Raw genomic sequence first — 25,172 nt, 5'->3', positions numbered from 1 at the left:
ATGGAAGAAATGAAAGTAGATGAACGATGGGGTGGGGAATCTATCACCAATGTCCATGGTGATGTTTCCTTCCAGAACAAGCCCTTCAGGGTTGTCTCTGCTTATGACCCGTCCGGCGATCAGGCACAGGCTATTGAAAAGCTCAGTGCAGGGTTGGTACAGGGTGATGTGTACCAAACGCTCAAGGGTGTGACCGGAAGTGGAAAGACCTATACAATGGCAAAGATCATTGAGCAGGTACAACGCCCCACGTTGGTGCTTTCCCACAACAAGACCTTGGCCGCCCAGCTCTATCGGGAGTTCAAGTCTTTTTTTCCCGACAATGCAGTTGAGTACTTTGTATCAACGTACGATTACTACCAGCCGGAGGCGTACGTGCCCGGTAAGGATTTGTATATTGAGAAAGATGCCGATATCAACGTAGAAATCGACCGTCTCAGGCTATCGGCTTCTTTTTCCTTGATGGAGCGCCGTGATGTAATCGTTGTGGCTACCGTGAGCTGTATTTTTGGTTTGGCCAACCCGGTCTCTGTTCGTGATATGGTTCATACCTTTACCAAGGGCGATCAGTTTGAGCATCACGATGTCCTCGAAAAACTGGTGAGGATGCAATACGAACGCAACGATGCAATTCTGAAGCGGGGTGCTTTCCGGGTGAAGGGCGATATTATTGAAATCTGTCCTTCGTACTTGGAAAACGCAGTGCGAATTTCCATCGATTGGGATGAAATCGCCTCGATCCAATGGTTCGACCCCGTCTCGGGGGAGAAGCAGGAGATGGTGGATAGCTACACCCTCTATCCTGCGAAGCAGTTTGTCATGCCCCCTGAGCAGGTGAAGGCAGCCATCGGCAAAATCCGCAGTGAGATGGAAGACCAGGTGGAGTACTTCAACAGCATGGGCAAGCCTCTTGAGGCGGAACGTATCAAGACCAGAGTCGAATATGATTTGGAGATGCTGGAGGAAATTGGATACTGTTCGGGCATCGAGAACTATTCCCGGCCGTTGTCGGACCGCAAAGTAGGGGAGAGACCTGCAGTCTTGCTCGATTACTTCCCCCCTGATTTTGTTACGTTCATTGATGAGTCGCATGTCACTCTTCCCCAGGTAGGTGCCATGTATGAGGGAGATCGCTCACGCAAGCTTAATCTAGTCAATTATGGTTTCAGGCTTCCCTCAGCTTTGGACAACAGGCCTTTGAAGGCTGTCGAGTTCGAGCAGGTGGTGCAACAGCGTATTTATGTCTCTGCAACACCGGGAAAGACTGAGCTTGGCTTAAGTTCGCAGATAGTGGAACAAGTAATTAGACCTACCGGTCTCTTGGATCCTCAGATAGAGGTGCGTTCCTCCGAAGGCCAGATGGAAAATCTGTATGGTGAAATACGAAGCGTAATTGCGAAGAAGCAACGAGTTTTGGTCACCACCCTGACAAAGAAGATGAGTGAGGATCTAACAGATTACTTTGCTTCCCTTGGCTTGAAAGTACGATACTTGCATTCAGAAATAGATACCATCGAACGAGTGGAGATTCTCAGAGACCTCCGCCTCGGCGTCTTTGATATCCTGGTAGGTATTAACCTACTCAGAGAAGGATTGGACCTACCCGAGGTGTCCTTAATTGCCATTCTGGATGCTGATAAGATTGGTTTCTTGCGTTCAACCACTTCCTTGATTCAGATTATCGGGCGTGCAGCCCGTAACTCTGAGGGAAGGGTCATTATGTATGCAGACCGCATGAGTTCTGCAATGGAAGAATCCATCGGTGAGACAAACCGAAGGCGGGCCATTCAGACGGCATACAACGAAGAGCATGGCATTACTCCGACCACGATCGTCAAGGCCGTTCAGGATATTCTCGAGCGGGAGAGGGAAGTGACAAAGGAGATCCAGAAGCAGGATCTTACCATTCTCAAGAGTGGATACAACCTTTTCAATGCCAATGACCGCAAGAAGTATGTGAAGGCCTTGGAGAAGGAGATGCTGGAAGCTGCCAAGAACCTTGAGTTTGAACGTGCTGCCATCATCCGCGATGAGATCGCCGCCATTCGCGAGGGTCAGTTTTCCTCTTGACGCAAGACCAAGTCCAGCGCCCCGCCGTTGATGGTTGGGTGCTGGTAGACACCTGCATCGCGTATGGAGAGCCCTATGCGTTGGTTTTCCAGGATGTAGTGGTACAGTCCGTCCATACTCACTGTAATAGGAGTTGCCACTAAACTTTGTGTCTCTTCATCCCATCCGAGCCCTGCAAGAAGGGCTTCGGTGAAATATCCGTGGATATGGGTACCGCTGTAAGGCTCCTTGCTTGTGTTGTCGGCGGTAGTGGCCGCCATGACAAATACCTTGTTTTCATAGGTTCCTTCGCCGAAATAGGTCTTGTATGCATCCCAGAGGATGTGCTTGGGATCAATAAGAGAAACTGATGATCCGCTTTCCTGTACAAAATTTCCTGCATAACAACTATCGATGATGAGCAAAGTATTTCCCACCGAAGGGGCGATCAGGGCAAACAGCTCATCTACCGAGAACAGCAGTGATGGATCTAGGTTGGTTGCATCCAGAAAGATGGTGCCCGATGCATTATCCGGTGCCAATACCCAAGAACCATCCTCCATGCCATGTCCGCTATAGGTGATTATGAGCAAGTCCTGCTCTTGTTGCTCGCTTACCAATGCTTCAAGCAAATCCACTACCTTTTCTTTTGTAGGAAGCAGTGGTGAAGCCAGATTGTCATACGAACCATCACCACTGCCTTCTTGCAGCATCAGATAACTGTTATGGATTCGCTGTGCAAACAGAAGGCCAAACGCCTGCTCCTGTTCTCTGGCGTCGTTGATCGTTCCTGAAAGTGGATTTACGTTAGTCCCCCGATAGTTCAGTCCGATCGCCACATGCGTGACCTTGCCTTGTTGCAACGGTTCATACATGAGTTCGCAACCGAAGAAAAGGAGAACAAAAGGAAGCAAGAGTAGGTGTTTCATATGCATAGAGGTTAGGGAGTATACCTTTTACTTCAGAAGCGAAACAAGACCATATCCATGGCTCCACCTGAGACCAGGGGGTGTTGGTAATTTCGGGAAGGTTTAAAGATGTTCCATCGTACTGGAAGACTCTGATGCTTCTTGATGTAGGCATAGAGGGAATCGACGGTGAGATCGGAACCACGTATGGCTGGGGGCGTATTAGGATCTACTATGTTTAGGTCTGTTGCATGGGGATGATTCCAGCCCAAAGCTTCAAGGAGTGCGGTGCTGAAGACACCATGTACATGTTCGTTCGAACTCGAGTCCAAATCTATCTCATAGGAATCAGTAAGTGCACTGGCAGTCATTACAAAGAGATTAGGAAGCCCATACATCGATTTTTCCCAGAACTTTGCATACCAATCATCAATGTTGCTGTCTAGGACAGTACTGAGGCTGGATTCACTTTCGGGAACAAAGACACCGCTGACGCAACTATCCAGGATGAGTAGCTTTTTTGCCTGGATGGGAACAAGGTATTGATCAATGAGCAGAGAAGGGGAAATCCTCAGTGGCTCTATTGCCACACCTCCCGTGCTGGTTGTGTGAGCCATGACCATATCACCATTCTCAGCAATACCATGACCGCTGTACGTAATGATTACCAGATCTTCTGGTTGCGCTTGGCTCTTGATAGTGGTGAGAACAGTGAATAAATGAGTTTTTGATGCGTAGATTCCTGTATCTGGATCAAATGTGGAAAAGGTATCAGTACTGTGATCTGTACCTTCTTGCAGGAGCAAGTATCCATGCCAATTCCTTCCAGTTCGGAGGGTGATGTCCTTAAGAACAGTAAATAACTCCTTCGCATCGGGAACGGTTCCTCTGAGGTTGGGTAAAATACCTGTTTCATTGGAATCATTTGGCTCATTCTTATAGTCGATTCCGATTGAAACCACATACACATCCCCCAACTCAGCCTCATCATAGAACAGCTCGCAAGAACTGAGAAGGAGTAGCAGACTGAGCAGCAGGGGGATGAGTTTTCTCATTGGGGGCCCCCTCGATGGTAAGGGAAGAGGTGATAACGTAACCCCACACCCATTTGTATGGCAGTAATTTCTTTTCTCAGGTGTAAAGAGACTGGAAACGTGAGAAAGAGTTGGTAGGTGGGGTTTTGAAGAAGAAGCAACTGTCCTCCTACCTGCAATGAGAAGGAAGCGAAGGCTTCCTCGATTTTATGGTAAAAGTTTATTTCGGTCCCCATCTGACCATAGAGTGAGAAGGCATCGGTTAAGGTGAATCGTGATCGTATGGCGAAACCTAAGGAATTGAAACCTCTGCTGCGGTACAGGCCAAAGGGAAGAGACTGGCTGACGGAGAGGAACTGCAGTTCCAAAGAACCATCCCAGCGTTCTCTCTGATACCCAAGCAATCCAACAGATGCAAGTGCTGCAAACGAGGAACGGGCGGGAATCTCATCGTCGAAATGAGGGATTCCCAGATACTCGGAAGCTGAGGCAGTGGCCGAGTAATAGTACCCTGTGGTCTGAGCTGACAAGGGGAAGACAGTAAGCGTAAGAAGGAGGATCGTGAGGCAGTGTCTTCTCATATACTCAGTATACAGAAAATGTGGCTTGTTGCTATTCCCCTACTGACGAAAGCAAGGTCTTTTTTATTGATTCACCGTCAACATATTCTCGAATATGCTTAATTCTTACACCCAATGTTACCGATTTTGCCTGCGGGCGTTGCAAGCAATGACTGATGATGGTAAATCCTTCCCAGTTGCAGGCAACCCGATAGTGATCCCCCTGGAACTCACAACTTACTACCTCAGCCTGCTTGAATTGCAGATGGACCAAATATTCAGCAAGCGGCAGGTTCTTGTTGTCTTGGACCAATACGTGTTCGGGCCGGAAGAAAATTGTATGTTTCCCTTCCTTTGGCTTGAAGACAAAGGGAACAACCCCTCCCGGGTTGATGAGCGTTTTAGGGATTATGCTATACGGTAATGTGTTCCCCTCTCCCATAAAGGTTGCAACAAAAATGTTGGCCGGTTCATTGTAGATTTGCTCTCCCGTTCCTTCCTGCATAACGCTCCCTTCATTCATGACTATAATGCGGTCAGCGATAGCAAGCGCCTCTTCCTGGTCATGGGTGACATAGAGTGTGGTTATACCGGTTTCGTCGTGAATTCGGCGAATTTCCTCACGCAGATGCTTTCTCAGTTTCGCATCCAAAGCGGAGAGAGGTTCATCCAAAAGCAATAACTTGGGGTCCGAAGCAAGAGCTCTTGCCAAAGCAACACGCTGTCGTTCTCCTCCGCTGAGCTCCTGACTCTTACGTTTCTGGTAGCCCTCAAGGGCGACCATGGAAAGCAGTCGTGAAACCCTCTCCTTCCTTTTAGCCCTAGCGAGTTTTCTGATCTTCAACGGATACGCAATATTTTGCTCGACGCTCATATGAGGAAAGAGTGCATAATCTTGAAAAACCATGGCAACCTGTCGTTTATGCACGCTGAGGTGGGCAATATCATTGCCATTGAGCACAAGCGATCCAGTGTTCAGCGGCAGTAATCCTGCAATCAACTGCAAGGTTGTGGACTTTCCACAACCCGAGGGGCCTATGATGCAAGTCAGTTCTCCGCTTTTGACGGAGAAGGAAACATCGAGGTTGAAGTCTTGATAGGAAGCTTTCAGGGAACAAGAAAGACCATCATCGGTCATGAGTACCTCCCTTTGATAATTCGCTTACAATGAACACAACGGTACAGACCGCGATGAGGATGGTTCCCAAGGCGCAAGCTCCTTGGAAGTTGTAGGAGCCTATGAGGCGGTACATGATAATGGGCAACGTCACAATTGAGCTGTTTGCCAAGGTAAGGGTAGCATTGAACTCTCCCATACTCAGGGCGAAAGCGAAAATTCCACCTGTTAACATTGCTCCCCTGAGCAGAGGCAGTTCGATATGAAGGAATGTCCTCAGTGGTCCGGCTCCCAGGGTCAATGAGCTGTGAATATAGGAATTGGGAATTTTACGGTATTCAGGAAGAATGGTCCTCAGCACAAAAGGAATGGCGATGACCATGTGGGCAAGGACGACCAGACTATAGCTTGTCAGTACCCCCCCTCTGACCCTTGAGCTGATCAGATAATACCCTAATCCAATAATTACTGAACTGACGGTCATCGGCAACATGCCAAAAAGCTCCAAAGCAGAGCCTTTTTTCTCTTTCTTGCGAATGGCAAGGGAAAGAGTAAGAGCGAGCGGGACCGTGCAAAGGGCAACCAACAAAGCAATGATCAGGCTGTTGGACAGGGCTTGCAACGCGGAATTCATATGTCCGGTCGCCCTTTCGAGTGAAAGTAGCTGACGGTACCATTTTAGGCTGAATGACTCCGCACTCGATCGCGAAGAGGAAGCCATGAACGAACGGACCACCACCGATGCGATGGGGCCGAGTATGAACAGGAACGAAGCGACGGTATACACAAGAGCGAGCAGCTTGCCGACTATGGTTGTCGGTCTCTTCTCTGTCAATCGATTGTTGCTCCTGTAGGTCTCACTCTGTGCCAACTTCTTTTGGGTTCTGTTGTACCACAAAAGCAGCAAACTGGTGACTACTATGGAAAAAAGTGAAAGGGCTGCTGCCGAACCGCTCTGACCCAACATGCGGGCCTGACGATAGATTTCGACTTCCATAGTCGTATACTGTGGACCGCCGCCGAGAACCAGGATAATGGCAAAGCTGTTGAAGCAGAAAAGGAATACCAAGGAGGCTGCGCTGATGATTGCCGGAAGTAGGCGTGGCAGAGTGATAAGGAAGAAAGTCTTTGCCTTGGTCGCTCCCAGGGTATAGGAGGCAGTCTCGCAATTGCCGTCCATATGCTCCCAATAGGAGGAGACCAAACTCATGATAATCGGGAAGTTGTAAAATGTATGAGCGAGAATGATGGCGGGAAAGGAGTAGAGTATTGATAGGGGAGGCTCTTCAAGGTTAAAGAGTGTCATGAGAATACGATTCAGAAATCCGTTGTTTCCAAAGAAAATTACAAAGCCCAGCACCACCAAAATGGAAGGAATGACAAAGGGGATGGCACTGAGGGCCAGAATAAGCCGCTTTCCCCTGAACGAATAGGTGGCGATCAAGTAGGCACCGGGTAGGGCTACCAACAGGGATGCCAAGGTTGAAAGCGTCGCCTGCAGGAGAGTGAAGAGCATGATCCTCTGTGTATAGGGGTCGGTGAAGACCCCTATAACACGAGAGAACGTGAATCCCTGCTCAAAGATAAAAGCCGAGGAGAGGGTGAAAAAGAGGGGGACGAAGAACAACAGCAGCAAAACCATTGTTGAGGGCAACGGCATTACGCGATAGAAACGCTTGTACTGTATGTTCTTGTCTTCTCTCATCTACTCATTACCTGTGTCCATTCAGTAAGCCATCTATCGAGGTTTTTTGCAAGTATTTCTGTCTCCATAGCGAGGCTCTTTTGCGGTTTTGGTGCATAGTCGAACGCTTTTGGAAGTTCAGCCTTGCTATTGGTCGGATACATGGAGTTTGCCAGGGCAATGGGAAGCTGGGCGTCGGTAAGCAAATAATCGATAAACTTTCTTGCCTGTTCCTTTTTTCGGCTCGATGCAAGAATACCCACACCTTCGATAGTAGTGCTGTGGCCTTCGGTAAAAATTGTCGTCTGATACCGAGTGGTTTCGTCATAGGTTACGTGGTAGACCGGACTGGTAGTATAGCTGATAACCAAGGGAGCTTCACCTTCAGTAAAGAGCCCATAGGCACTCGACCAGCCATCGGTAATGGTGAGGGCGTTCTCTTTCATGGCTTTCCACCACCCCAGATAGTCTTTCTCACCAAAGACCTCGATTGTCCAGAGCAATAAACCCAAGCCGACCGATGATGTGCGGGGGTCTATCAGAATAACCTTGCCCTTGTATTTGGGTTCAACCAACGAAGCCAGCGAGGTGGGAATATCCTCTGCCTTCATGTGCTCGGTATCGACGACAAAGGCAAAATTGCCATAGTCGAACGGCAGCAGACGATAGGCGGAATCGAAATGGAGGAACGAAGGGATATCGGAAAGGGCAGGACTGGCATACCGCTCAAGCAGGTTTGCGTCATACACTTTCTGAGCCATATCGTCAGTGATACCCACCACCACGTCCGCCCATGGATTATTCGCCTCACTGATGACTTTGGTCATCATCTCCACTGCATCCCCTGCACTAACCAGGTTCACTTCGATTCCATACTGCTTCTCAAATTCCTCGACAATCGCAGGGCCTGGACCCCAGTCACTGCAAAATGCGTCGTAGGCGTACACGACCAGCTCATTCGATTCCTTGGCTGGTTGTGCAAAAACCGGGAAAGAGAGGGTAAGGATGGCAACCAAAACACATACGTACTGATGCTTGTTCATAAGCACCTCCATATTGAATAGTCTGCCATGGGGATAGGTAGTAATTGAGAAGTGACTGTCTCCCTCCGCTGGTATTATCCAGATCAGGTTAACGGGTGTAATCTCAGGCTGTTACGCCACCCCAGGACAGTTGTAGCCTAACGGGATGACCCTATAGTGTCAAGATAGGAAATGTTGACCGCCCCTTGTGCCTCATGTACAGTAAGAGCATGAAATCACTCGTACTTGCTACTGAGCTTGCAAAACTGGACGAACATGCACAAAGCATTGCCAATATCCCCCCTCTTTGCCTGATGGAGAGTGCAGGACTTCTGATCTACCAAAACTGGAAGCCCTACCTGGCAAAGGATGACCGGCTGGTGTTTTTGTGTGGTGGAGGCAACAATGGTGGGGATGCCTTGGTAGTAAGCCGATATGCTTTCCAGGATGGGTTTACCAATCAGCTGCTGATCTTCATCGGCAAGCGGATCTCCGACTCCAGCGCAATTCACCGTTCAGTAGCAAATGCATACGGCCTTCCTATTCTCAAGGCTGAAGAAACCGAGCTCTCTGTATTGGCCAGTGAGCTGGCACAGGCTGCTTGGATTATCGATGGCTTGATGGGTATTGGCCTGAAGGGTTCCCTTGGTGGTCTAACAGCTTCCTTGGTCGATGCCGCCAATCGAAGCAAAGCCCGAACATTGTCCATCGATGTCCCTTCCGGCCTTGGTGATGAAATAGCTTGTACGGAAACCATGATACACGCCGACGTAACGGTGACGATGGGAAGCCTCAAGCGTTCTATGTTCCATCCAGCAACCCGCTCAGCTTGCGGTACGATTGTCTGTGTGAACCCATCCTTTCCTCCCTTCCTGTTGGAACGGGTACCACAGGCTGCCCAACTCTGTGACAGAAAGGCGTTTTTACCCAAGCTGGATAGCAGTGAATACAAGAACAGTCGGGCCCATGTGGGAATTTTCGGAGGCAGTACCTCGTATACAGGGGCAGTGAGGCTTTCTGCGAAAGCGTGCTTTGCAACGCGTGCGGGGCTTGTAAGCCTGTATTGTGACCCTGAGGTATTCAATCTGGCTGCGACGTCTTCTCCCTCTGTCATGGTAAAAGTGTACGAAGGCCAACCTATCCCCGCCTTCGGAGCTCTGCTGGTGGGCCCGGGATGGGGTCCCGGACGGGAAGACCTGCTTACAACACTCTTTGCAACAGGACAGAGCATGGTGCTCGATGCTGACGGCTTACGAGCATATGCATCCTTGCTTGCCCAAGGACTGAGGCCTCAGCATGGACCGCTTATTCTTACTCCCCACCTTGGGGAACTCAAGACGTTGCTCGACGGTTTTTACGGTGCCAAGCAGGATACACAGTCGCCGGACTCCTTTTTCGCTTCCATCCAGGATTTGGCGAAGCAACTGGGTGTTACACTGGTGGTGAAGAGCTCGCTGGTGCATATAGTCGACGAAAAGGGGAGGGTTGTAGTCATTGAAGGCAACAATCCCTCCCTTGGTGTTGCGGGAAGTGGTGATGTGCTCTGTGGGGTCATTGCAGCACTCTTGGCCAAATATCAGGACTGTTGGTTTGCAGCCTTGGAAGGCTCCTTGATCCACCAAGAGGCAGGTCGCCTTGCAAAGAGTGCGTATGGGTATTACGATAGTGAAGCGTTGCTTGCCATCCTCGGCAAGGCCGTCCAGGAGGCCGAGCATTGATTCAGCTGTATGTTCTTGCCATAGCATATCTGTTAATAGGTTCTGGTTTCTTGCTTTCCGATTCCTATGGCCTTACGTTTCCCCTTTTGCTTTCGCTGCGGTATGCCTTTCGCACCCATAAAGCAGTTCGAAGAATTCTCATTCTCGGCGGTTTGCTCTTAACCCTGGCGTTGGCATTTCTTCCAATGGATCCCGGTCCTTGGTTGTTGGGCGACTTTGTTCCCATGCTCAATGTGTTTTCGCTTACCATTTGGTACGTATATCAGGCCTTGCGTGGCATCGGGGTGAAACAGGACGAGCAGCAAACAGTATTGGATGCAACCGGCCTGTATATGGAACGAAATAAACGCAATCTTGGGTTTGTAACGATGTCCATCGCGATTATCCACTTCGTAGCACCGCAATTGGTTTTATTGTAGGAGGAGGTTTGCATGCAGGAACGAATTACCACTGCTGGAATTTTGATGCAGGGCGATACATATTTCATAGCCAAGCGGGAAGATAAAGGTTCCATAGGTGGACTTTGGGAATTCCCTGGAGGGAAGAACCGCTACACTGAAACCGAGCAGGAGACATTGAAGCGTGAGTTTTTGGAAGAGCTTGGTATGGAAATCGAAGTAGGGGAACTGGTTCACAGCCATGACTTTACCAACAAGGAGACGCTCTACCACCTGAAAGCCTATCGTGTGTATGCCACGCAAGTGGAGAATTTGCCTTTTCGCGTACATACTGAATATCGCTGGGTTGAGCTTGGTGACTTGGTCAACTATTCATTTGCTCCCAGTGACCAGCAAATCGTCAAGACGCTTCAGTCAATCTGTGTGACCAATACATAGATGGTTGAGCTATACAGGCCCGACGCAGGTTGGGTGTTGATCGGTACGGATAATTTCAACTTCCCCTCCATCCGATAGGCTGTGTAAGAGCCTCCAACAGGTGATGGCAGAGTACTGGAGACTGTTGCAAATGTATTGGAGGACGGCGTTACTTCTACAGCAGCTAGATTGGGTAGTGTCCCGTCGTAGACAACTTTGAACGGGAAGGACAACCCTTCATCCGAGGTAAAGCGGAAATTCGTATCAGTTCCAGTTGCATTACTTGCGATTCTGATTTGGGCTTGGTCGACATGGGATGTATACCGGATGGTTGCCACCTCCAAAGCAGATGCAACAGTGTTTCGATTCTCCAACTCCGTAAAGGGAAAAGCTTGGGTGTATAGCTCCTCTATGCCGAAGAAGTAGGCCTCCGGTTCAATATGGTTGCTTCTCGGTATGTACTCGCCTCCCAAATGAAGCTCATGGCATAAGCCGGTATTGGTGCTGATGCGAATATGGCTTTCATAATATCCACGCGTGTAAATGCTTTTCGAAACGTTGGTACGAATTAAAGTCAGGTCAATCCAGATGGCCTGGTAAGGGTATTTGTATCGAAAGGCGTTCGAGCCGGTATAGATACCGCTTTGTCGGTTGGTATCATACCCTGTCTGCCCAACTGCCACCAATTCAGGTCCAGCTCCATATGCTAGACTGAACGATCCTCCATTGTTGGCTATAACGGAGTTCACGGAGGTGAAGGCATATTGGGAACCCCCTTGGGTTATTCCCTTTGCACGGGCTACAAAAAAGAACTCTTTCCATACTGCAGTATTCGCCGTTCCTGTATTGTTCAGGATAAAGTAAAAGCGGTTGTTCGAAGTACCGTATGGATTTGATCCAATATTGGTGAACGTGAACGTTGTGGGCTCTCCGACGTACAGCAATCTCCCAATGAATCCGCTCTTATCCCACACTTCAGTTGAGTTTTCATATCCACTTGAATAATTTGGGGAGTCGGTAGTCGTAACTGAGAATCCGTCAAGGTTGCCTGTAGCCTGGTCATAATCCAGGGAACCCGAAAAAATCATTGGGCTATATACCAACATGAGAGCTAGTAGGAGTGTTGTGGTTTTCAAGATGCTCCGAGCTTTCAGCATTTGCCAAAGAGGGGAAATCTTATGTCAACAGATGGTATACAATCGTTGTTTATAAATCAAGTATTTTCTTCAAATTTGTATAAATTGTATGCTTAGGTGGATTAAAGAGAGTTTTTCACAAATACATCTTATGTCAAAAGTAACAAGAAATCATGACTTGCTGTATCGCTTCGTTTTTCCTTTGAGCCAAAGCGACTATGTAGTACGATACAATTAGATAGAGGGGGTGCCCATATGTCGCTTATAAAATCCGCTTTGGTCGTCCTTGTCACGGTAATGCTGGTACTGTTTATTCGGTTGCTATGGAAAAAAACTCTCTCCGCATCAAAACGATGGCCGTATCAGCGTCAATTCTTGGTAATTTTGGTTGTTCTTACCGGGGTGTTTGTAGCGATAGCCTTACTTCCGCTTGAGCACGAAGTAAAGAACCAGATACTCTCTCTCCTGGGCATACTGCTCAGTGCCGTCATCGCACTTTCCTCAACAACCCTGGTCAGTAACGCCATGGCAGGACTCATGCTCAGAATAACACATGAATTCAGGGGAGGCGACTTCATCGAGGTTGATGCCTTTGTAGGCAGGGTAACCAATTTGGGGCTCTTTCATACCGAGATACAGCTCATAAGCCGAGATGTTGTAAGCTTGCCCAACCTGCTGCTCTCGCAGAAAGCCGTAAAGGTTACGCGTAGGGATGGTACCTTTATCAATCTGGCTGTTTCGATTGGCTATTCGGTTGCACACCAATTGGTTGAGAAAGCCTTGTTGGAAGCTGCCCATCGATGCAACCTTGCGGACAACTTTGTGTTTGTCGAGTCTTTTCTCGACCACGCCACCCGTTATAGGCTCTACGGAATGCTTGATGAAAGTTCTGAGCGGCTGAGCAAGACCAGCGAATTGCACAAGGCTGTTTTGGATGTCTGTCGTGAACAGGGCATTGAGATAGCTTCTCCTGCGCTGATGGATCGCAGGGAGTTTGATGCGGCCAAACAGTACATCCCGAAAACCGGTATGAAAGAAAAACCACAGAAGAGAAAGGCCATCATTGAAGAACTGGTTTTTGATAAAGCTGACGAGGCGCAGTCGCTGGAGGAACTTAAGGAAGCTCAGGATACGCTGAGCAAGTCTCTGGACGGCCTTGATCCCGCTCAAAAAAAACTTGTAGGAAAAAAGATAGCTAAAATAGGTGAGGAACTTGCAAAGCGAGAAGAAAAGAAGGAAGGCTCTTAACTGTGTGTCAATTACCGTGATGCATGCATGGTTGTAGCCACCCGATGCCCAATAGCTTTGCAGCGGAAGCTCAGATGAAGGGGATCAACACGGTGAGCTTGCTTTACAAGGTAGGGCACCAACCCTTTTCGTCGATAAGATTTTCAGGCAGGATGATATCGATCGGTACGCAGATGGTTTCTTCGGGCACTTGGTTGAGCAACCCTTTTCGATACAGTTGATAGGTTGCAGTATAGCCCTGGTACTCAGGTCTTTGACTGATGAGACAATCGACGGACCCTGCAACCATCGCCCTTCGGTTGTGTTCGACCAAGTCATAGCCTATCATGGTTGTCTGGCTCTTTCGTCCGAGAAGCAACACACTTTGTGCAACCTTGTGGATGGCATCATTGACTACGAAAATTCCGCATACATCGCCATGTTCCTGATAGAAAACGTTCAGTTCCTTATCCATGGTTTTGGCTTGTGGAGCCTCCATCTCGAATACAGAGAATTCAGGCTTGTTTGCAAAGTATTCTGCAAAACCTCGGGCTCGCTCAACCGAGTTGTAAGCGGCGCGGTGGGTTTGGATTGTCAGCAAGGTACCGCTATTTTTTGTAAGAAGGTTCATCATCCTGCCGGCTAGGAAGCCGCCACGATACGGATTTTGCACTACGCAGGAAACTGGTTTGGTATTGGGCAGTGGGCTGTCTATGAAGGCATAGAAGGGTATGTTTTTTGAGCTGAGAAGTTTCTGTGCATCATCAGGTACCACCGGAGCCAGCAAGAGGGCATCAACAGTATGCTTGAGCAGCGCTTCTCCTCGTTCAAGCAGCGAGCCGGGAACTGTACGGTCGAACTCCATCATATCGATGCGCACCGCCAAGGGGTACAACTCTTTTGCAGCTTTGAGGATTCCTTCGTAAATAAGGTTCCAATACCCGAACTCCGAATGGAGTAGGGGAAGGAGCACACCAATGGTGAAGTCCTTGCTGAGTTTGAGATTACGTGCATAGGTGTTCGGTTGATATCCATAATCGTCAACGATACTCATGACTTTTTTGATGGTTTCTGGAGCAACCCGGCCTCGCTTGTGCAGGACTCGATCTACCGTTCCGATTGAAACCTGCGCAAGTTTCGCAATTTCAGATATTGTCATCTGTTTGTTGTATCCTTTCTGGTTTCCCAGAGATATTTTTGATTATCGATAACGCAATTATATCACAGAATACAGTTTTGTCCATGCGGTCAAAACCAGCGTTGCAGCTATGTGATACATTATTCTCATTCAATGCTTGACAGAAACTGCAGGAGGATAGAATATACGTATAGGAATGCGTTAACGTAAACGCAGATGATTATTTTGAGAATAGCTACGATTAGGTGGAGGATATAATGCAAAGACAACCTTTGGCAACGTATGAGTTTTGGTTTGTGGTCGGGTCTCAATTTTTATATGGGAAAGAGACGCTTGAACAAGTGGCCAAGCATGCTCAGGTAATGGTAGAGAATATGAATGCAAGCAGCTTGCTTCCCTGCAAGTTGGTATACAAGGCAACGGTCAAAACACCGGAAGAAATTGAGCAGTGCGTCAAGGACGCCAACTATGATGACAACTGTGCCGGACTCATTACCTGGATGCATACATTCTCTCCTTCAAAAATGTGGATACGCGGCCTCGACTTATTGCAAAAACCCTATTGCCACCTTCATACCCAGTTCAACCGTACAATTCCCGATACCGAAATCGATATGGATTTCATGAATCTGAACCAGTCGGCTCATGGGGATCGTGAACATGCGTTCATTGCAGCAAGAATGCACACCAAGCGCAAGATTGTTACCGGTTTCTGGGAAGATGCATCAGTTCAACTCAAACTTGCATCCTGGATGCGTTCCGCTGTAGGGGCGATAGAAAGCCGAAAGCTCAAGGTGGTTCGTTTCGGGGACAACATGCGCAACGTCGCAGTTACCGAAGGCGATAAGGTGGGTGTTCAGATGCAGCTTGGATGGCAGGTGAATACCTGGGGAGTCGGTGACTTGATCAGGGAACTTGACCAGGTGAGCGAAGCCGAAGTTCAAGCTCAGATGGATATCTATCAGAACCGCTATGTGTTTGCGACCAAGGATATGGAGACGGTTCGGTATCAGGCCCGCGAAGAAGTTGCCATGCGAAAGTTCCTTCAGCGTGAAGGAGCCTATGCCTATACCAACACCTTTGAAGACCTGCAGCAGATGCGGCAGCTTCCCGGCTTGGCCAGTCAGGACTTGATGGCTGAAGGATATGGCTACGGTGGTGAAGGTGACTGGAAAGTCTCCGCTATGACCAGCTTGGTCAAGCGTATGACTGAGGGAATGGGAAAAGGAACTACCTTCATGGAGGACTACACCTACCACATGGAGAAGGGTAATGAACTTTCCCTTGGTGCTCACATGTTGGAAATCTGTCCCTCCATCACAACCGACAAGGCTCATATCGAAGTGCATGAACTGGGCATCGGGGGGAAGGAACCTCCTGCAAGGTTGGTTTTCGAGGGTCATCCCGGTAAAGCTTTGCTTGCCTCGCTCGTGGATATGGGCGGTCGCGTCCGCTTGATCGTCAATGAAATTGAAGTAGTCAAACCGATCTACCGTATGCCCAATCTCCCGGTTGCAAGGGTAATGTGGAAACCCGAGCCGGATTTGAATCAGGCTAGCCACTTGTGGATGCTCTCAGGGGGAGCTCACCATGCTGTACTCAGCTACGATGCAACAGCAGAAATGCTTGAGGACTGGTGCGAGATCATGGGTATTGAGTTTGTTCACATCAACAGCCGTACTACGGTCGAGTCATTGAAGATGCAACTGTTCCTCAGTGATCTTGCTTGGAAACTGCGGTAAGCAGAGAAACGTAATGGTATATAAAAAGGAGGTTCACTGAACCTCCTTTTTGTAGCCATAGATGTAAGAATTCTTACTTCAGATTCTGGACCGCAGCCTTCTCGACTACAAGCCCACGTTTGTAACGTTCAAGGAAGGTGTTGAATCCATCGATATCCGCTTGGTCGGCTTCGACGGTATTTACTTCAGCAGTAGCAAAAGCATCGGTACTAAGGAAGTCGGCAAGGCTTCTGTTTTGCTTGTTGACCATGTATGAAGCAAGCAGTGCAATTCCCCAAGCTCCACCTTCTCCTGCTGTTTTCAAAACCGAAATGGGGGTATGCAGGGCACTGGCCATCATTTTCTGTCCTACTTCAGCGGTCTTGAAGAAGCCGCCGTGGCCGGTGATTGAATCAATCGCAACATGCTCCTGCTCGAAGAGGATGTCCATGCCGATGCGCAGTACTCCAAGGGCAGTGAAAAGCTGCGAACGCATGAAGTTGGCAAGGTTGAATGTGTTTTTGGTCTCCCTGACAAAGAGGGGACGACCTTCATAGAGTTCAGTCATGGTCTCGCCCGAGAGATAATTGTACGCTAAGAGGCCACCGCACTCCTTATCCCCTTCCAAGGCTTTATACAACAGTTTGTCATAGAGTTCGCCTTTACTGAGTGCAAATCCTGCTGTAGTGAGTACTTCGCTGAACAGGCGCATCCAGTTGTCATACTCTCCGGTGCAATTGTTCCCATGGCTCATCGCAACCAGCGATCCGTCAGGAGTGGTGACAAGGTCAATAAACTTGTTGTAACTCTTGGAAAGTTCTTTCTCAAGAACAATCATGGCAAAAACCGAGGTGCCGGCTGAAACATTGCCGGTGCGTTTGGCTATGCTGTTGGTTGCAACCATGCCGGTTCCTGCATCGCCTTCAGGAGGACAAAGAGGAATGCCTGCTTCAAAACTACCGCTTGGGTCGAGCAAGTGGGCACCCTCGCTGGTGAGCCTGCCTGCTGTTTCACCAGCGGTAAGGATGGAAGGGAGCACTCTTTCGAGCTGCCAAGAAAATTGATAGCTCTTGGTAAGATCGGAGAAGGCCTTCAGCATGCTCTTGTCATAGTGCCCCGTCTTGATGTCAACGGGAAACATGCCTGAGGCATCACCGGTACCCAATACTTTTTCTCCGGTCAACTTCCAATGCACGTACCCAGCCAAGGTAGTAAGGAAACCTAGGTTCTTGACATGCTCTTCCTTGTTCAAGATGGCTTGGTACAAGTGGGAGATGGACCAACGTTCGGGAACCGGATAATCAAACAAGGAGCTGAGTTGTTCGGCTGCAGGGGCAGTCATGGTATTTCTCCAAGTCCTGAAGGCGGCAAGTTGTTTTCCCTCGCTATCAAAAGGCAGGTATCCGTGCATCATGGCACTGACGCCCAGTGATTTGGTGCGCGTAAGGTTCACTGCATAGCTTTTCTGGATGTTCGTCTGCAAGGAGGCAAAGCAGGATTGTATCCCTTTCCAAACATCATCGAGTGAATACGTCCAAATTCCATCGAGCAAGGTATTTTCCCAATCGTGGGCACCTTGTGCTATCGGCTGGTTCTCTGAGTTTATCAGAACTGCCTTGATTCGGGTGGATCCAAGTTCGATTCCCAGGATGGTTTGACCATTGACTATCTCTTCTTTGATTTGGTTGGTATGCATTGAATTCTCCTTCCAGTAATTATAGCCGGTATAGCAGATTATTTCCAGTAGAACAATAAAAAAACAGCGGAAGAATTCACTTCTCCCGCTGGTAAAAATGCTAGGTTCACCTACATGACAGTCCCGTTTTTAATGACTGCATTCTTGTTGATGACAATAATTCCATCATGGATGGAGTACATGGCAAAATCTCCTTCCTGGCGCGGGATGTCATCGATGCCGATTCTGCATCCATCGCCGATACGGGCATTCTGGTCAATGATGGCCTTACGGATGATTGTACCGCGACCGATACCAATATTGGGGATTCCTTTCTTGGCATTTGCGGTCTTTTCAACCTCCGTTTCATAGAACGAAGCTCCCATGCAGTACACACCGTCAAGCGATGCTCCCGATTCGATGATCGTACGAACACCGATGATGGAATTCACGATATACGCGTTGGTTATGATGGAACCTTCACTGGTCAGTGAACTGGAAATGTTGCAGAAATTCACTTTGGTAGCCGGCAGGTGGCGGCGATGGGTGTAAATCGGCATCATCTCATTGTAGAAATTGAACTGAGGATTGATGGAAGCCAGGTCGAGGTTTGTCTCGTAGAAAGCCTTAATGGTTCCGATATCCTCCCAGAAACCATCAAAGAGGTACGTGGCCACCTTACGCTGTTTGATGACATCGGGGATGATTTCCTTTCCGAAATCGGTCTTGTCATTGTTCAGAACCTCTTCCATGGTTTTTGCATTGAAAATATAAATGCCCATACTTGCGAGGTACTCATTGCTTGCATCCACATGTTTTCCCAGTGAGGCGTGCAAGAGGGAATCGGCAACCTTGTATTCGCTGATATCCAAATCATTTGCAGGCTTTTCATAGAATTTGGTAATGATACCTTCGCTGTCGCATCCAATAATTCCCAGGCCGGTAGCCTGTTCGCGGCTGATAGGCTTGGTAGCAATGGTAAGTTCAGCCCCGCAGGCAATATGGCGGTCGAGCATATCCTTGAGATCCATGCGATACAGCTGGTCTCCACTGAGAATGATGTAGTAATCCGCGTTCTGGTCATGGAAGTGCTTCAGGTTCTTGCGCACTGCATCAGCGGTGCCTTGGTACCACGTATCGGTTTGGTTGGTTTGCTCGGCAGCCAAAATCTCAACGAACCCATTGGAGAATGTGTCGAAGATATAGGTGTTGGATATGTGGTTGTGCAAGGAAGCAGAATTGAATTGAGTCAGGATGTAGATTTGCCTGATACCGCTGTTGATACAATTTGAAATGGGAATGTCTACCAAACGGTATTTTCCAGCGAAGGGTACGGCAGGTTTAGCGCGATCCATGGTGAGAGGGTACAATCGGGTCCCCTTTCCTCCGCCTAATACGATTGCGATAGTCCTTTCTTTCAGACGCATACTCATTTCCCCCTTATGCTGGTTTCATATAGTGAACGATATGATCGGGCAGACCGTTCCCAGGTACTGTCCCAATGCATACATCGAGTTCTGATAGCTTGCATGGATTTCTTTCCTTTGCTCCACCAATGAAGTGCTCGTTCTACTGCTTCCAGTATACCACGACCGGTCATGGAGTCAAAGAGGATTCCTGTTCCGCTTTCTGGATTCACGTCCAGGTCAAGAATGCTGTCAGCCAATCCACCTGTTCGCCTCGCTACCGGAAGCGTGCCGTAACGCAGGCTGTAGAGCTGATTCAGACCACACGGCTCATAACGGCTTGGCATTAAAAAGAAGTCTGATCCAGCTTCCAGCAGGTGGGCCGCCCGGTTGCTGAACAAAATATTGACCGAGAGGTTGGCGTACCGTGAGCCAATTTCAATGAGCTTTTTCTCAAGGGCATGGTCCCCGGTTCCCACAATAATCATCTGCATTGGATGAAGGGTTAGCATCTGTTCCAATGCACAAGGCGAACCTTCCAACAGCTCTACAAATCCTTTTTGCTCTGCAAGGCGGCTGATCATGCTGAAGAGAGGAATGCTCTCATTCACCTCCAAGCCGAACTCAGCCTGCAATTCTGCTTTGGTGAGAGCCTTTCCTTGTTGCTGTGTTGCACTGAAATGATGACTCAAAAAAGCGTCTGTCTGGGGATTCCATTCCTCATAGTCGATTCCGTTGATGATACCGGTCAAATCTTCGGAGCGTTCGGATAGGAGATCTTGGAGATTACACCCATATTCGTTGGTCTGTATCTCTTTTGCATACGTAGGACTGACGGTGGTGAGCGTATCAGCAAACACCAAGCCCGTCTTAAGCATGTTGGTCCGCTTTTGTGCAGCAGTGCCGCTGAACATGGCATCGTCGGGAAGCATGTCGCAGCCAAGCAACTCCAGGCGGGAGAATTCACCTTGATAGGCGAGATTATGAATGGTCATCATACTCTTGGTATTGCGATAGAACGAATCGTTGTCTGTTTTAAGCAAATAGGGCAGAAAACCGCACGTCCAGTCATGGCAGTGCATGATGTCCACTGTCCAGTCAAGTTCCTTGCACAAGAAAAGGGCTGCTTTATTGAGCAGTGTATAGCGTCTGAGATTATCTGCATACGGGGTGAAGGATGTATCACCATAGAGGCCCTTGCGCCCGGTAAAGTAGCTGTGTCGTAAGAAATAGTAGGTTACCCCATTGAGGATGGTCTGACAAAAACTGACGGGCTCCTCGGAATCAAGAAGTGAAAGTTTTCCTAAAACGGGTACTTCAGTAAAAGAAGAAGCGTTGACACTTCCATACAACGGAAGCACAACCCTTACATCCTCTCCCAATGAAGCGAGGGCTGTCGATAGTGCACCAACCACATCTGCAAGCCCTCCAGACTTCGAAAAGGGTACAGATTCACTGGAAACCATGCAAATATTCATGGTTCAATTAGAACACTAACGACCAGCCATCGTCAAGGAGATTTGTGTGATATATAAGTAGCAACCCCTTATTTAGCGGTACGCTCTTCCCTCAAGCTCATCGATATATTCGCTTGCGCAATGGGCTGCGATGGCTCCGTCGCTGGCGGCTGTAATCAGCTGCCTAAACACGGTCGTACGCACATCACCGGCCGCATATAAACCAGCAATGGAAGTTTCCATTCGGTCGTTGGTAATGACATACCCACTCTCATCAAGGATGGTTTTATCAAGCAGGTCAGTCTGAGGCAGCATGCCGACAAAGATGAACACGGCATCAAACTCCCGTTCATACTCAGTGCCCTTGACCAGGTCCTTGAGAATAACCGAGGTGACTTTCTTCTCATCCCCCTTGATCTCTGTGATGGTATGTTGCATGACCAGCTCAATATTCTTGTTGCGCTTAATCTGCTCAACCAGATTATCCTGGGCACGGAATCGGTCTTTCCTATGTACAATGGTAATATGATCGCTGAGCTTTGAAAGGAAAATGCCATCGGTAAGGGCTGTGTCACCACCGCCGACAACTAAAATCCTTTTGCCTTTGAAGAACGGACCGTCACAGGTACCGCAGTAACTGACACCCTTGCCATTGTACTTTTCCTCACCTTCGACACCGAGATGGCGATGATTTGCCCCGGTAGCGAAAATGACAGCCTTGGCTTGATAGGTTTCACCGTCGGCAGTCTCAGCAAGGAAGATCTCTCCCTTCTTGGAAAGCTTGCTGACGGTTGCATAGACAAGCTTTGCTCCAAAGGCTTCAGCCTGGGCGTGGAATTTCATACCGATTTCGTAACCGCTGATGGGTTGATCAAAACCAGGGTAATTCTCGATCATATCGATGTACATGGTCTGTCCGCCGGGGGCAATGGACTCGAGAAGCGTAACGGAGCGACCTGCACGTGCCGCATATTGGGCAGCGGACATACCTGCAACCCCTGATCCTATGATAAGGATATCTTGTTCAATCATGTGTTTCCTCCAATGAACTGATGGTTTGTTGTAATGCTATTTCTGCGTCGCTCTTTCTCACATACAGCGGACCGTTGTCCAAGTCGTCGGCTCCGAACCGCTCAAACTTTTCCTTACCCAGTGTACAGAGTACCAAGGAAAGGTTGAGGTGCGATATCTCATCGAATCTGTAAGGTTTTGAGAGTTTTGTTGCAAGAAGGGCTGCGTCATTTCCTACCAAAAGGGCATCGGGGTAGGGTGCAAGCAGACTTTCAATCTGTCCTACTTCAAGGTCGAGCTCCGGACTCAGTTGAACGCCATCTTTGAACAGGGCAGCGTAAAACCGCTTTTTTTTAGCATCGATGACAGCAAGGATGGCATGTGATTCCGATCTGTTGCATGCTTGATATGCCTGCAGGGTGGGAATGCTCACCATGGGGATGTGGGAACCAAGACTGATTCCCTTGAGTGTGCTCATGGCTATCCTGAGTCCGGTAAAGGAGCCCGGTCCACTGGTGCATACCAAAAGGTCAAGGTCTTTGAACTGCATGTTATTGCGCTCACACAAGCTGAGAATGCGCACAACGAGCAGTTCAGAATGCTGATTGCCGCTTGTCAGCACCTGCTTCTCAAAGAAGGGCTTCTTTCCCTCCTCCAAACGTGCCAAGCATAGGTGCATGAATTCAGTGGAGGTGTCGCACGAGAGAATATTCATAGTGTTACCCCTTGCAGGGTGATAGCTCGGTCTTGATTAGGCATAATCCTAATATCGACATAAAGGGTCGAATCGGGAAGCATCTCGGCAATCTTTTCACTCCATTCAATCAGGGTCACTCCATCACTGTAGAGCAACTCCTCACCACCGATTCCTTCGAATTCCTCTGTCCCGCTGATCCGATACAAATCCATATGAAACAGTGGCAAAGTTCCTGCATACTCCTGAATCAGGGTAAAGGTCGGACTTACAATTTGTTCGGTGATACCCAAGGCTTGGGCAAGCCCTTTTGCCAGAACTGTTTTTCCTGCCCCAAGGCTTCCCCTCAGAGAAATTACCGTACCGGGTTTACACAGTTTGCCCAAGCGATAGCCAACCTGTCGAGTCTCCTCTTCACTATGACTGAGAATCGTCATCAAGGAGTATCCTCAATGTCAAAATCAGTCTCAAGATCATCGGTCTCATCCTTGCCTTGGATGAAGAATGGCTTCTCTTTTTTGGTCTGCCTGATTACATCTTCGGTGTCGACAAATTCCTGGATGATGGGCGAGGAGAGTTTGTCTCCGCTTGATGCCTCATAATCCTTCATCAGTTGGATAATCAGCGGATCGTTGGGATCGATGGTACGCGCTGTTTCCAGATACTGACGAGCCTCGTCCCACATCTGGTCCTTTAAATACAGGTAGGCCAAGTTCGAGATCAAGGTGATGTTCTGGCTGTCCAAATCTACTGCAGTATTGAGATAGTCCTTGGCGAGTTCAGCCTTTCCCGTCTCCAAGCTGCACAGAGCCAGTTCATTGTAGATGTCGCTGGTTCCCTTGCTGTTTGCCAGGGCGGCGAGCAATGCCTGTTCGGCCTCCCGATAGTTACCCATTCTGCGAAGCGCCCAGCCCTTGAGAAACCAGGCATTCCATACTTTGGGGTTATCCTCTAAGAATGAATCCAAAAGGGTGACTGCTTCTCCTTCTTTGTTCATCTGGATGGCATCGTAGGAGCGCATCAAGGTCTGGTCATCGTTAAGTTTAGCTTCGATATCGTCCATAATTTTCTGTACATGTGCTTTTTTCTCATCTGCTTCAGCTATGGAGAGGTATCGGTCCAAGTACTCCTTGGCAATTTCAACATTCCCCTGATAGAGATGAAAGAAGCCTATCTCCGAGAGGAGGGTTGCATCATCACCGACGACATCAAGCCCTTCCTTAAGGGTGTTCAGGGCTTTCTGCTGATAAAGGTCGTACTGGGCACCCTTTGAGGTATCCTCGGCAGCCTTTCGGCTGTACAAGGTGGCCAAGTTGACATAGGTGGCACTCATTGGCGCGAGGTGGCAGACGGTAAGGAACAACTCTTCTGCAAAGGCAAAATTATGTTTCTGTTCCTGGGCTATGGCTGCTATGTTGAGTTCCTGGACGGCATCAGGCTGAAGCGCGAGCACAAAGTCGCGATAGTAGGATGCATGCTCATGATCGTCCTGATAGGCAAGAATTTTTAGCATTCCTGCAACGATCAATTCCACCGAAATATCCTTGACGGGGTCAAAGGATGAATTTCCTTCGGGGCGTTGTACGGGAATTTCAATCGAGCTGTCGACATGGAAATTGTTGATATCCCGCTCCATGGAAGCGGGAAGTTTGATGAAGAGAATGTTCCTCAGGGCATCGTGTGTTTCTGACATGGATGAGTTTTCCTGTATGCAAGATAAAACCTGCGGTGCCGTACCCGGAGAATGCTCTTGAACCATTGGTTCAAGGGGGCTGCTAGTTACGCTGAAAATTCTGTTCCATTAAACCCCGAAGGAGTCGGATCAATGCAAATCAGCTATACCGCTACCCATTTGTGTATGTTGAGCCAAGAGACTGTGGCTCCAGGCGCACACCGCAGGAAACTTGTCAAATATCAAGGCAGATGACTGCTCTGCCTACATGGTACAATAAGAAAGCGCTTTATGAAAGGGGGTTTGGAAAAAGAAAACGGGACCTATCGGCCCCGTTTACGGACAGTGTCCAGACTACTTCCATCGACTCAAAGTGAGGGAGAATCCTCCAATAGGGCATCAAGGTCGACTTCCTCATTTGCAAAGGCGTCTCCACTGGTGAATCCATCGGCGGCTTCCAACTCGAGCTCTGCATCATCCAAAAGCTGGACATCATCCAGCCCTTCGATGGTGGAAAGATTTTCCATGGCATTTGCAATACTTTCTTCGAGGAGCTTGGTGCTGGAAGTAAAACTTTCAACATACTCTTCGAGTTCAGCGTTGTGTGCATGTACCAAATCGAACTTTTCTTGGAGTTCGGCTTTCTCCTTGCGGAGCATCGCGATCAAGCCTGCAGCTTTTTTGGTCCGCAGTTCGAGCATTTTTACGGTATCAACAACTGACATGGTTCCTCCTTCAAACGTCTAGACGAGTTGTTTTGGACTATTTAGCCAAAACACCCTTTACCTGGGACACGAGAGCGGTGAAAGTAGCCTTATCTTCAATAGCCATATTGGAGAGGGCCTTTCTGTTGATCTCGATGTTGGCAAGTTTAATACCATGCATGAACTGAGAGTAGTTGAGACCCTCTTCCTGCACAGCTGCGCTGATTCTTGCGATCCAGAGCTTGCGGAAATCCCGCTTGCGCTCTTTACGGCCGCGATAGGCATACTGGCCAGCCTTGGCAATCGCATCTTTTGCAACGCGGTTGTTCGTGCTTCTTCGGCCATAATAACCTTTAGCGAGCTCAAGAATCTTCTTCCGTCTGTCCTTGTGTTTAGTTCCGTCTACTGCTCTTGGCATTTGCCC

General features: G+C 48.6%; 23 protein-coding genes and 1 riboswitch. Of the genes, 6 read left to right on the top strand and 17 right to left on the bottom strand.

Features of this window, described 5'->3' with window-relative positions; all coding sequences use genetic code 11:
* Complete coding sequence (gene uvrB, locus SPIBUDDY_RS09735) at positions 1–2,070, top strand: excinuclease ABC subunit UvrB (RefSeq protein WP_013607588.1); 2,070 nt, start codon at positions 1–3, stop codon at positions 2,068–2,070.
* On the opposite strand, the gene SPIBUDDY_RS09730 is transcribed toward uvrB, so the two are convergent.
* The 6 genes from SPIBUDDY_RS09730 to SPIBUDDY_RS09705 are packed head-to-tail and all read right to left on the bottom strand — an operon-like array spanning position 2,055 to position 8,395.
* Complete coding sequence (locus SPIBUDDY_RS09730; RefSeq protein ID WP_013607587.1) at positions 2,055–2,984, bottom strand: caspase family protein; 930 nt, start codon at positions 2,982–2,984, stop codon at positions 2,055–2,057. The two genes, uvrB and SPIBUDDY_RS09730, sit on opposite strands and share 16 nt — an antisense overlap.
* Positions 2,985–3,010: 26 nt before the next feature.
* A complete protein-coding gene (locus tag SPIBUDDY_RS09725) occupies positions 3,011–4,012 on the bottom strand; it encodes a caspase family protein (RefSeq protein ID WP_013607586.1) in 1,002 nt (333 codons plus the stop codon).
* Positions 4,009–4,572: a hypothetical protein gene (locus tag SPIBUDDY_RS09720; RefSeq protein ID WP_013607585.1), complete on the bottom strand. Its 564-nt coding sequence runs from the start codon at positions 4,570–4,572 to the stop codon at positions 4,009–4,011. The genes SPIBUDDY_RS09725 and SPIBUDDY_RS09720 overlap by 4 nt, the downstream gene beginning before the upstream one ends.
* Before the next feature lie 31 nt (positions 4,573–4,603).
* On the bottom strand, positions 4,604–5,689 hold the full coding sequence (locus SPIBUDDY_RS09715) for an ABC transporter ATP-binding protein (protein WP_013607584.1): 1,086 nt from the start codon (positions 5,687–5,689) through the stop codon (positions 4,604–4,606).
* Positions 5,679–7,373: an ABC transporter permease gene (locus SPIBUDDY_RS09710; protein ID WP_013607583.1), complete on the bottom strand. Its 1,695-nt coding sequence runs from the start codon at positions 7,371–7,373 to the stop codon at positions 5,679–5,681. Before SPIBUDDY_RS09710 ends, SPIBUDDY_RS09715 begins: the two co-directional genes overlap by 11 nt.
* Entirely contained in the window at positions 7,370–8,395 is a 1,026-nt protein-coding gene (locus tag SPIBUDDY_RS09705; RefSeq protein ID WP_013607582.1) for a thiamine ABC transporter substrate-binding protein, read from the bottom strand. Before SPIBUDDY_RS09705 ends, SPIBUDDY_RS09710 begins: the two co-directional genes overlap by 4 nt.
* Before the next feature lie 44 nt (positions 8,396–8,439).
* Positions 8,440–8,529, bottom strand: a riboswitch (TPP riboswitch).
* Between the two features lie 75 nt (positions 8,530–8,604).
* Here SPIBUDDY_RS09705 and SPIBUDDY_RS09700 point away from each other — a divergent pair.
* The 3 genes from SPIBUDDY_RS09700 to SPIBUDDY_RS09690 are packed head-to-tail and all read left to right on the top strand — an operon-like array spanning position 8,605 to position 10,928.
* Positions 8,605–10,092, top strand: a complete 1,488-nt coding sequence (locus SPIBUDDY_RS09700) for an NAD(P)H-hydrate epimerase (protein ID WP_172634193.1) — start codon at positions 8,605–8,607, stop codon at positions 10,090–10,092.
* A complete protein-coding gene (locus SPIBUDDY_RS09695) occupies positions 10,089–10,511 on the top strand; it encodes a hypothetical protein (RefSeq protein ID WP_013607580.1) in 423 nt (140 codons plus the stop codon). Before SPIBUDDY_RS09700 ends, SPIBUDDY_RS09695 begins: the two co-directional genes overlap by 4 nt.
* 12 nt (positions 10,512–10,523) lie before the next feature.
* Positions 10,524–10,928, top strand: coding sequence for a (deoxy)nucleoside triphosphate pyrophosphohydrolase (locus SPIBUDDY_RS09690; RefSeq protein WP_013607579.1), 405 nt, complete (start codon positions 10,524–10,526; stop codon positions 10,926–10,928).
* On the opposite strand, the gene SPIBUDDY_RS09685 is transcribed toward SPIBUDDY_RS09690, so the two are convergent.
* A complete protein-coding gene (locus SPIBUDDY_RS09685; RefSeq protein WP_155816092.1) occupies positions 10,901–12,013 on the bottom strand; it encodes a hypothetical protein in 1,113 nt (370 codons plus the stop codon). The genes SPIBUDDY_RS09690 and SPIBUDDY_RS09685 overlap by 28 nt on opposite strands.
* Before the next feature lie 285 nt (positions 12,014–12,298).
* On the opposite strand from SPIBUDDY_RS09685, the gene SPIBUDDY_RS09680 reads away from it, so the two are divergent.
* Positions 12,299–13,291 carry a mechanosensitive ion channel family protein gene (locus tag SPIBUDDY_RS09680; RefSeq protein WP_013607577.1) on the top strand — a complete coding sequence of 331 codons (993 nt, stop codon included), beginning with the start codon at positions 12,299–12,301 and terminating at the stop codon, positions 13,289–13,291.
* Positions 13,292–13,394: 103 nt separating this feature from the next.
* Here SPIBUDDY_RS09680 and SPIBUDDY_RS09675 read toward each other — a convergent pair whose 3' ends face one another.
* The gene (locus SPIBUDDY_RS09675) at positions 13,395–14,429 is read right to left on the bottom strand and encodes a LacI family DNA-binding transcriptional regulator (RefSeq protein ID WP_013607576.1); all 1,035 of its coding nucleotides are present in this window, start codon (positions 14,427–14,429) and stop codon (positions 13,395–13,397) included.
* 236 nt (positions 14,430–14,665) lie between these two features.
* On the opposite strand from SPIBUDDY_RS09675, the gene araA reads away from it, so the two are divergent.
* Positions 14,666–16,150, top strand: coding sequence for an L-arabinose isomerase (gene araA / locus SPIBUDDY_RS09670; RefSeq protein WP_013607575.1), 1,485 nt, complete (start codon positions 14,666–14,668; stop codon positions 16,148–16,150).
* 73 nt (positions 16,151–16,223) lie between these two features.
* On the opposite strand, the gene SPIBUDDY_RS09665 is transcribed toward araA, so the two are convergent.
* The 9 genes from SPIBUDDY_RS09665 to rplT form a co-directional block, all read right to left on the bottom strand.
* Positions 16,224–17,825 (bottom strand): xylulokinase, encoded by a 1,602-nt coding sequence (locus SPIBUDDY_RS09665; protein WP_013607574.1) that lies wholly within the window; start codon positions 17,823–17,825, stop codon positions 16,224–16,226.
* A 110-nt stretch (positions 17,826–17,935) separates the two neighbouring features.
* Positions 17,936–19,231 carry a glucose-1-phosphate adenylyltransferase gene (locus SPIBUDDY_RS09660; protein ID WP_013607573.1) on the bottom strand — a complete coding sequence of 432 codons (1,296 nt, stop codon included), beginning with the start codon at positions 19,229–19,231 and terminating at the stop codon, positions 17,936–17,938.
* 2 nt (positions 19,232–19,233) lie between these two features.
* A complete protein-coding gene (locus SPIBUDDY_RS09655; RefSeq protein WP_013607572.1) occupies positions 19,234–20,688 on the bottom strand; it encodes a glycogen synthase in 1,455 nt (484 codons plus the stop codon).
* Positions 20,689–20,760: 72 nt separating this feature from the next.
* A complete protein-coding gene (gene trxB, locus SPIBUDDY_RS09650) occupies positions 20,761–21,699 on the bottom strand; it encodes a thioredoxin-disulfide reductase (protein WP_013607571.1) in 939 nt (312 codons plus the stop codon).
* Complete coding sequence (gene tsaB / locus SPIBUDDY_RS15715) at positions 21,692–22,393, bottom strand: tRNA (adenosine(37)-N6)-threonylcarbamoyltransferase complex dimerization subunit type 1 TsaB (RefSeq protein ID WP_013607570.1); 702 nt, start codon at positions 22,391–22,393, stop codon at positions 21,692–21,694. Before tsaB ends, trxB begins: the two co-directional genes overlap by 8 nt.
* Positions 22,390–22,809, bottom strand: a complete 420-nt coding sequence (gene tsaE, locus SPIBUDDY_RS09640) for a tRNA (adenosine(37)-N6)-threonylcarbamoyltransferase complex ATPase subunit type 1 TsaE (protein ID WP_013607569.1) — start codon at positions 22,807–22,809, stop codon at positions 22,390–22,392. Before tsaE ends, tsaB begins: the two co-directional genes overlap by 4 nt.
* A complete protein-coding gene (locus SPIBUDDY_RS09635) occupies positions 22,809–24,065 on the bottom strand; it encodes a tetratricopeptide repeat protein (protein WP_013607568.1) in 1,257 nt (418 codons plus the stop codon). The genes tsaE and SPIBUDDY_RS09635 overlap by 1 nt, the downstream gene beginning before the upstream one ends.
* Positions 24,066–24,412: 347 nt before the next feature.
* The gene (locus SPIBUDDY_RS09630) at positions 24,413–24,769 is read right to left on the bottom strand and encodes a hypothetical protein (RefSeq protein WP_013607567.1); all 357 of its coding nucleotides are present in this window, start codon (positions 24,767–24,769) and stop codon (positions 24,413–24,415) included.
* 37 nt (positions 24,770–24,806) lie between these two features.
* On the bottom strand, positions 24,807–25,166 hold the full coding sequence (rplT, locus tag SPIBUDDY_RS09625) for a 50S ribosomal protein L20 (protein WP_013607566.1): 360 nt from the start codon (positions 25,164–25,166) through the stop codon (positions 24,807–24,809).
* Positions 25,167–25,172: the final 6 nt, after the last annotated feature.

This window comes from Sphaerochaeta globosa str. Buddy (assembly GCF_000190435.1).
In the GTDB taxonomy this organism is placed as follows: domain Bacteria; phylum Spirochaetota; class Spirochaetia; order Sphaerochaetales; family Sphaerochaetaceae; genus Sphaerochaeta; species Sphaerochaeta globosa.
Note: the sequence above shows the minus strand (reverse complement) of the source record. Positions and strands in the feature narration are given on the sequence as shown.

Excerpts from the sequence above, each read along its gene's own strand:
- araA (WP_013607575.1), top strand. The coding sequence starts at position 14,666 with ATGCAAAGACAACCTTTGGCAACGTATGAGTTTTGGTTTGTGGTCGGG.
- SPIBUDDY_RS09635 (WP_013607568.1), bottom strand. The coding sequence starts at position 24,065 with ATGTCAGAAACACACGATGCCCTGAGGAACATTCTCTTCATCAAACTT.
- SPIBUDDY_RS09665 (WP_013607574.1), bottom strand. The coding sequence starts at position 17,825 with ATGCATACCAACCAAATCAAAGAAGAGATAGTCAATGGTCAAACCATC.
- trxB (WP_013607571.1), bottom strand. The coding sequence starts at position 21,699 with ATGATTGAACAAGATATCCTTATCATAGGATCAGGGGTTGCAGGTATG.
- SPIBUDDY_RS09655 (WP_013607572.1), bottom strand. The coding sequence starts at position 20,688 with ATGAATATTTGCATGGTTTCCAGTGAATCTGTACCCTTTTCGAAGTCT.
- SPIBUDDY_RS09720 (WP_013607585.1), bottom strand. The coding sequence starts at position 4,572 with ATGAGAAGACACTGCCTCACGATCCTCCTTCTTACGCTTACTGTCTTC.
- SPIBUDDY_RS09630 (WP_013607567.1), bottom strand. The coding sequence starts at position 24,769 with ATGTCAGTTGTTGATACCGTAAAAATGCTCGAACTGCGGACCAAAAAA.
- SPIBUDDY_RS09675 (WP_013607576.1), bottom strand. The coding sequence starts at position 14,429 with ATGACAATATCTGAAATTGCGAAACTTGCGCAGGTTTCAATCGGAACG.
- SPIBUDDY_RS09725 (WP_013607586.1), bottom strand. The coding sequence starts at position 4,012 with ATGAGAAAACTCATCCCCCTGCTGCTCAGTCTGCTACTCCTTCTCAGT.
- SPIBUDDY_RS09660 (WP_013607573.1), bottom strand. The coding sequence starts at position 19,231 with ATGCGTCTGAAAGAAAGGACTATCGCAATCGTATTAGGCGGAGGAAAG.
- SPIBUDDY_RS09700 (WP_172634193.1), top strand. The coding sequence starts at position 8,605 with ATGAAATCACTCGTACTTGCTACTGAGCTTGCAAAACTGGACGAACAT.
- SPIBUDDY_RS09685 (WP_155816092.1), bottom strand. The coding sequence starts at position 12,013 with ATGTTGGTATATAGCCCAATGATTTTTTCGGGTTCCCTGGATTATGAC.
- SPIBUDDY_RS09690 (WP_013607579.1), top strand. The coding sequence starts at position 10,524 with ATGCAGGAACGAATTACCACTGCTGGAATTTTGATGCAGGGCGATACA.
- SPIBUDDY_RS09715 (WP_013607584.1), bottom strand. The coding sequence starts at position 5,689 with ATGACCGATGATGGTCTTTCTTGTTCCCTGAAAGCTTCCTATCAAGAC.
- SPIBUDDY_RS09680 (WP_013607577.1), top strand. The coding sequence starts at position 12,299 with ATGTCGCTTATAAAATCCGCTTTGGTCGTCCTTGTCACGGTAATGCTG.
- tsaE (WP_013607569.1), bottom strand. The coding sequence starts at position 22,809 with ATGACGATTCTCAGTCATAGTGAAGAGGAGACTCGACAGGTTGGCTAT.
- SPIBUDDY_RS09730 (WP_013607587.1), bottom strand. The coding sequence starts at position 2,984 with ATGCATATGAAACACCTACTCTTGCTTCCTTTTGTTCTCCTTTTCTTC.
- tsaB (WP_013607570.1), bottom strand. The coding sequence starts at position 22,393 with ATGAATATTCTCTCGTGCGACACCTCCACTGAATTCATGCACCTATGC.
- rplT (WP_013607566.1), bottom strand. The coding sequence starts at position 25,166 with ATGCCAAGAGCAGTAGACGGAACTAAACACAAGGACAGACGGAAGAAG.
- SPIBUDDY_RS09710 (WP_013607583.1), bottom strand. The coding sequence starts at position 7,373 with ATGAGAGAAGACAAGAACATACAGTACAAGCGTTTCTATCGCGTAATG.
- SPIBUDDY_RS09705 (WP_013607582.1), bottom strand. The coding sequence starts at position 8,395 with ATGAACAAGCATCAGTACGTATGTGTTTTGGTTGCCATCCTTACCCTC.
- uvrB (WP_013607588.1), top strand. The coding sequence starts at position 1 with ATGGAAGAAATGAAAGTAGATGAACGATGGGGTGGGGAATCTATCACC.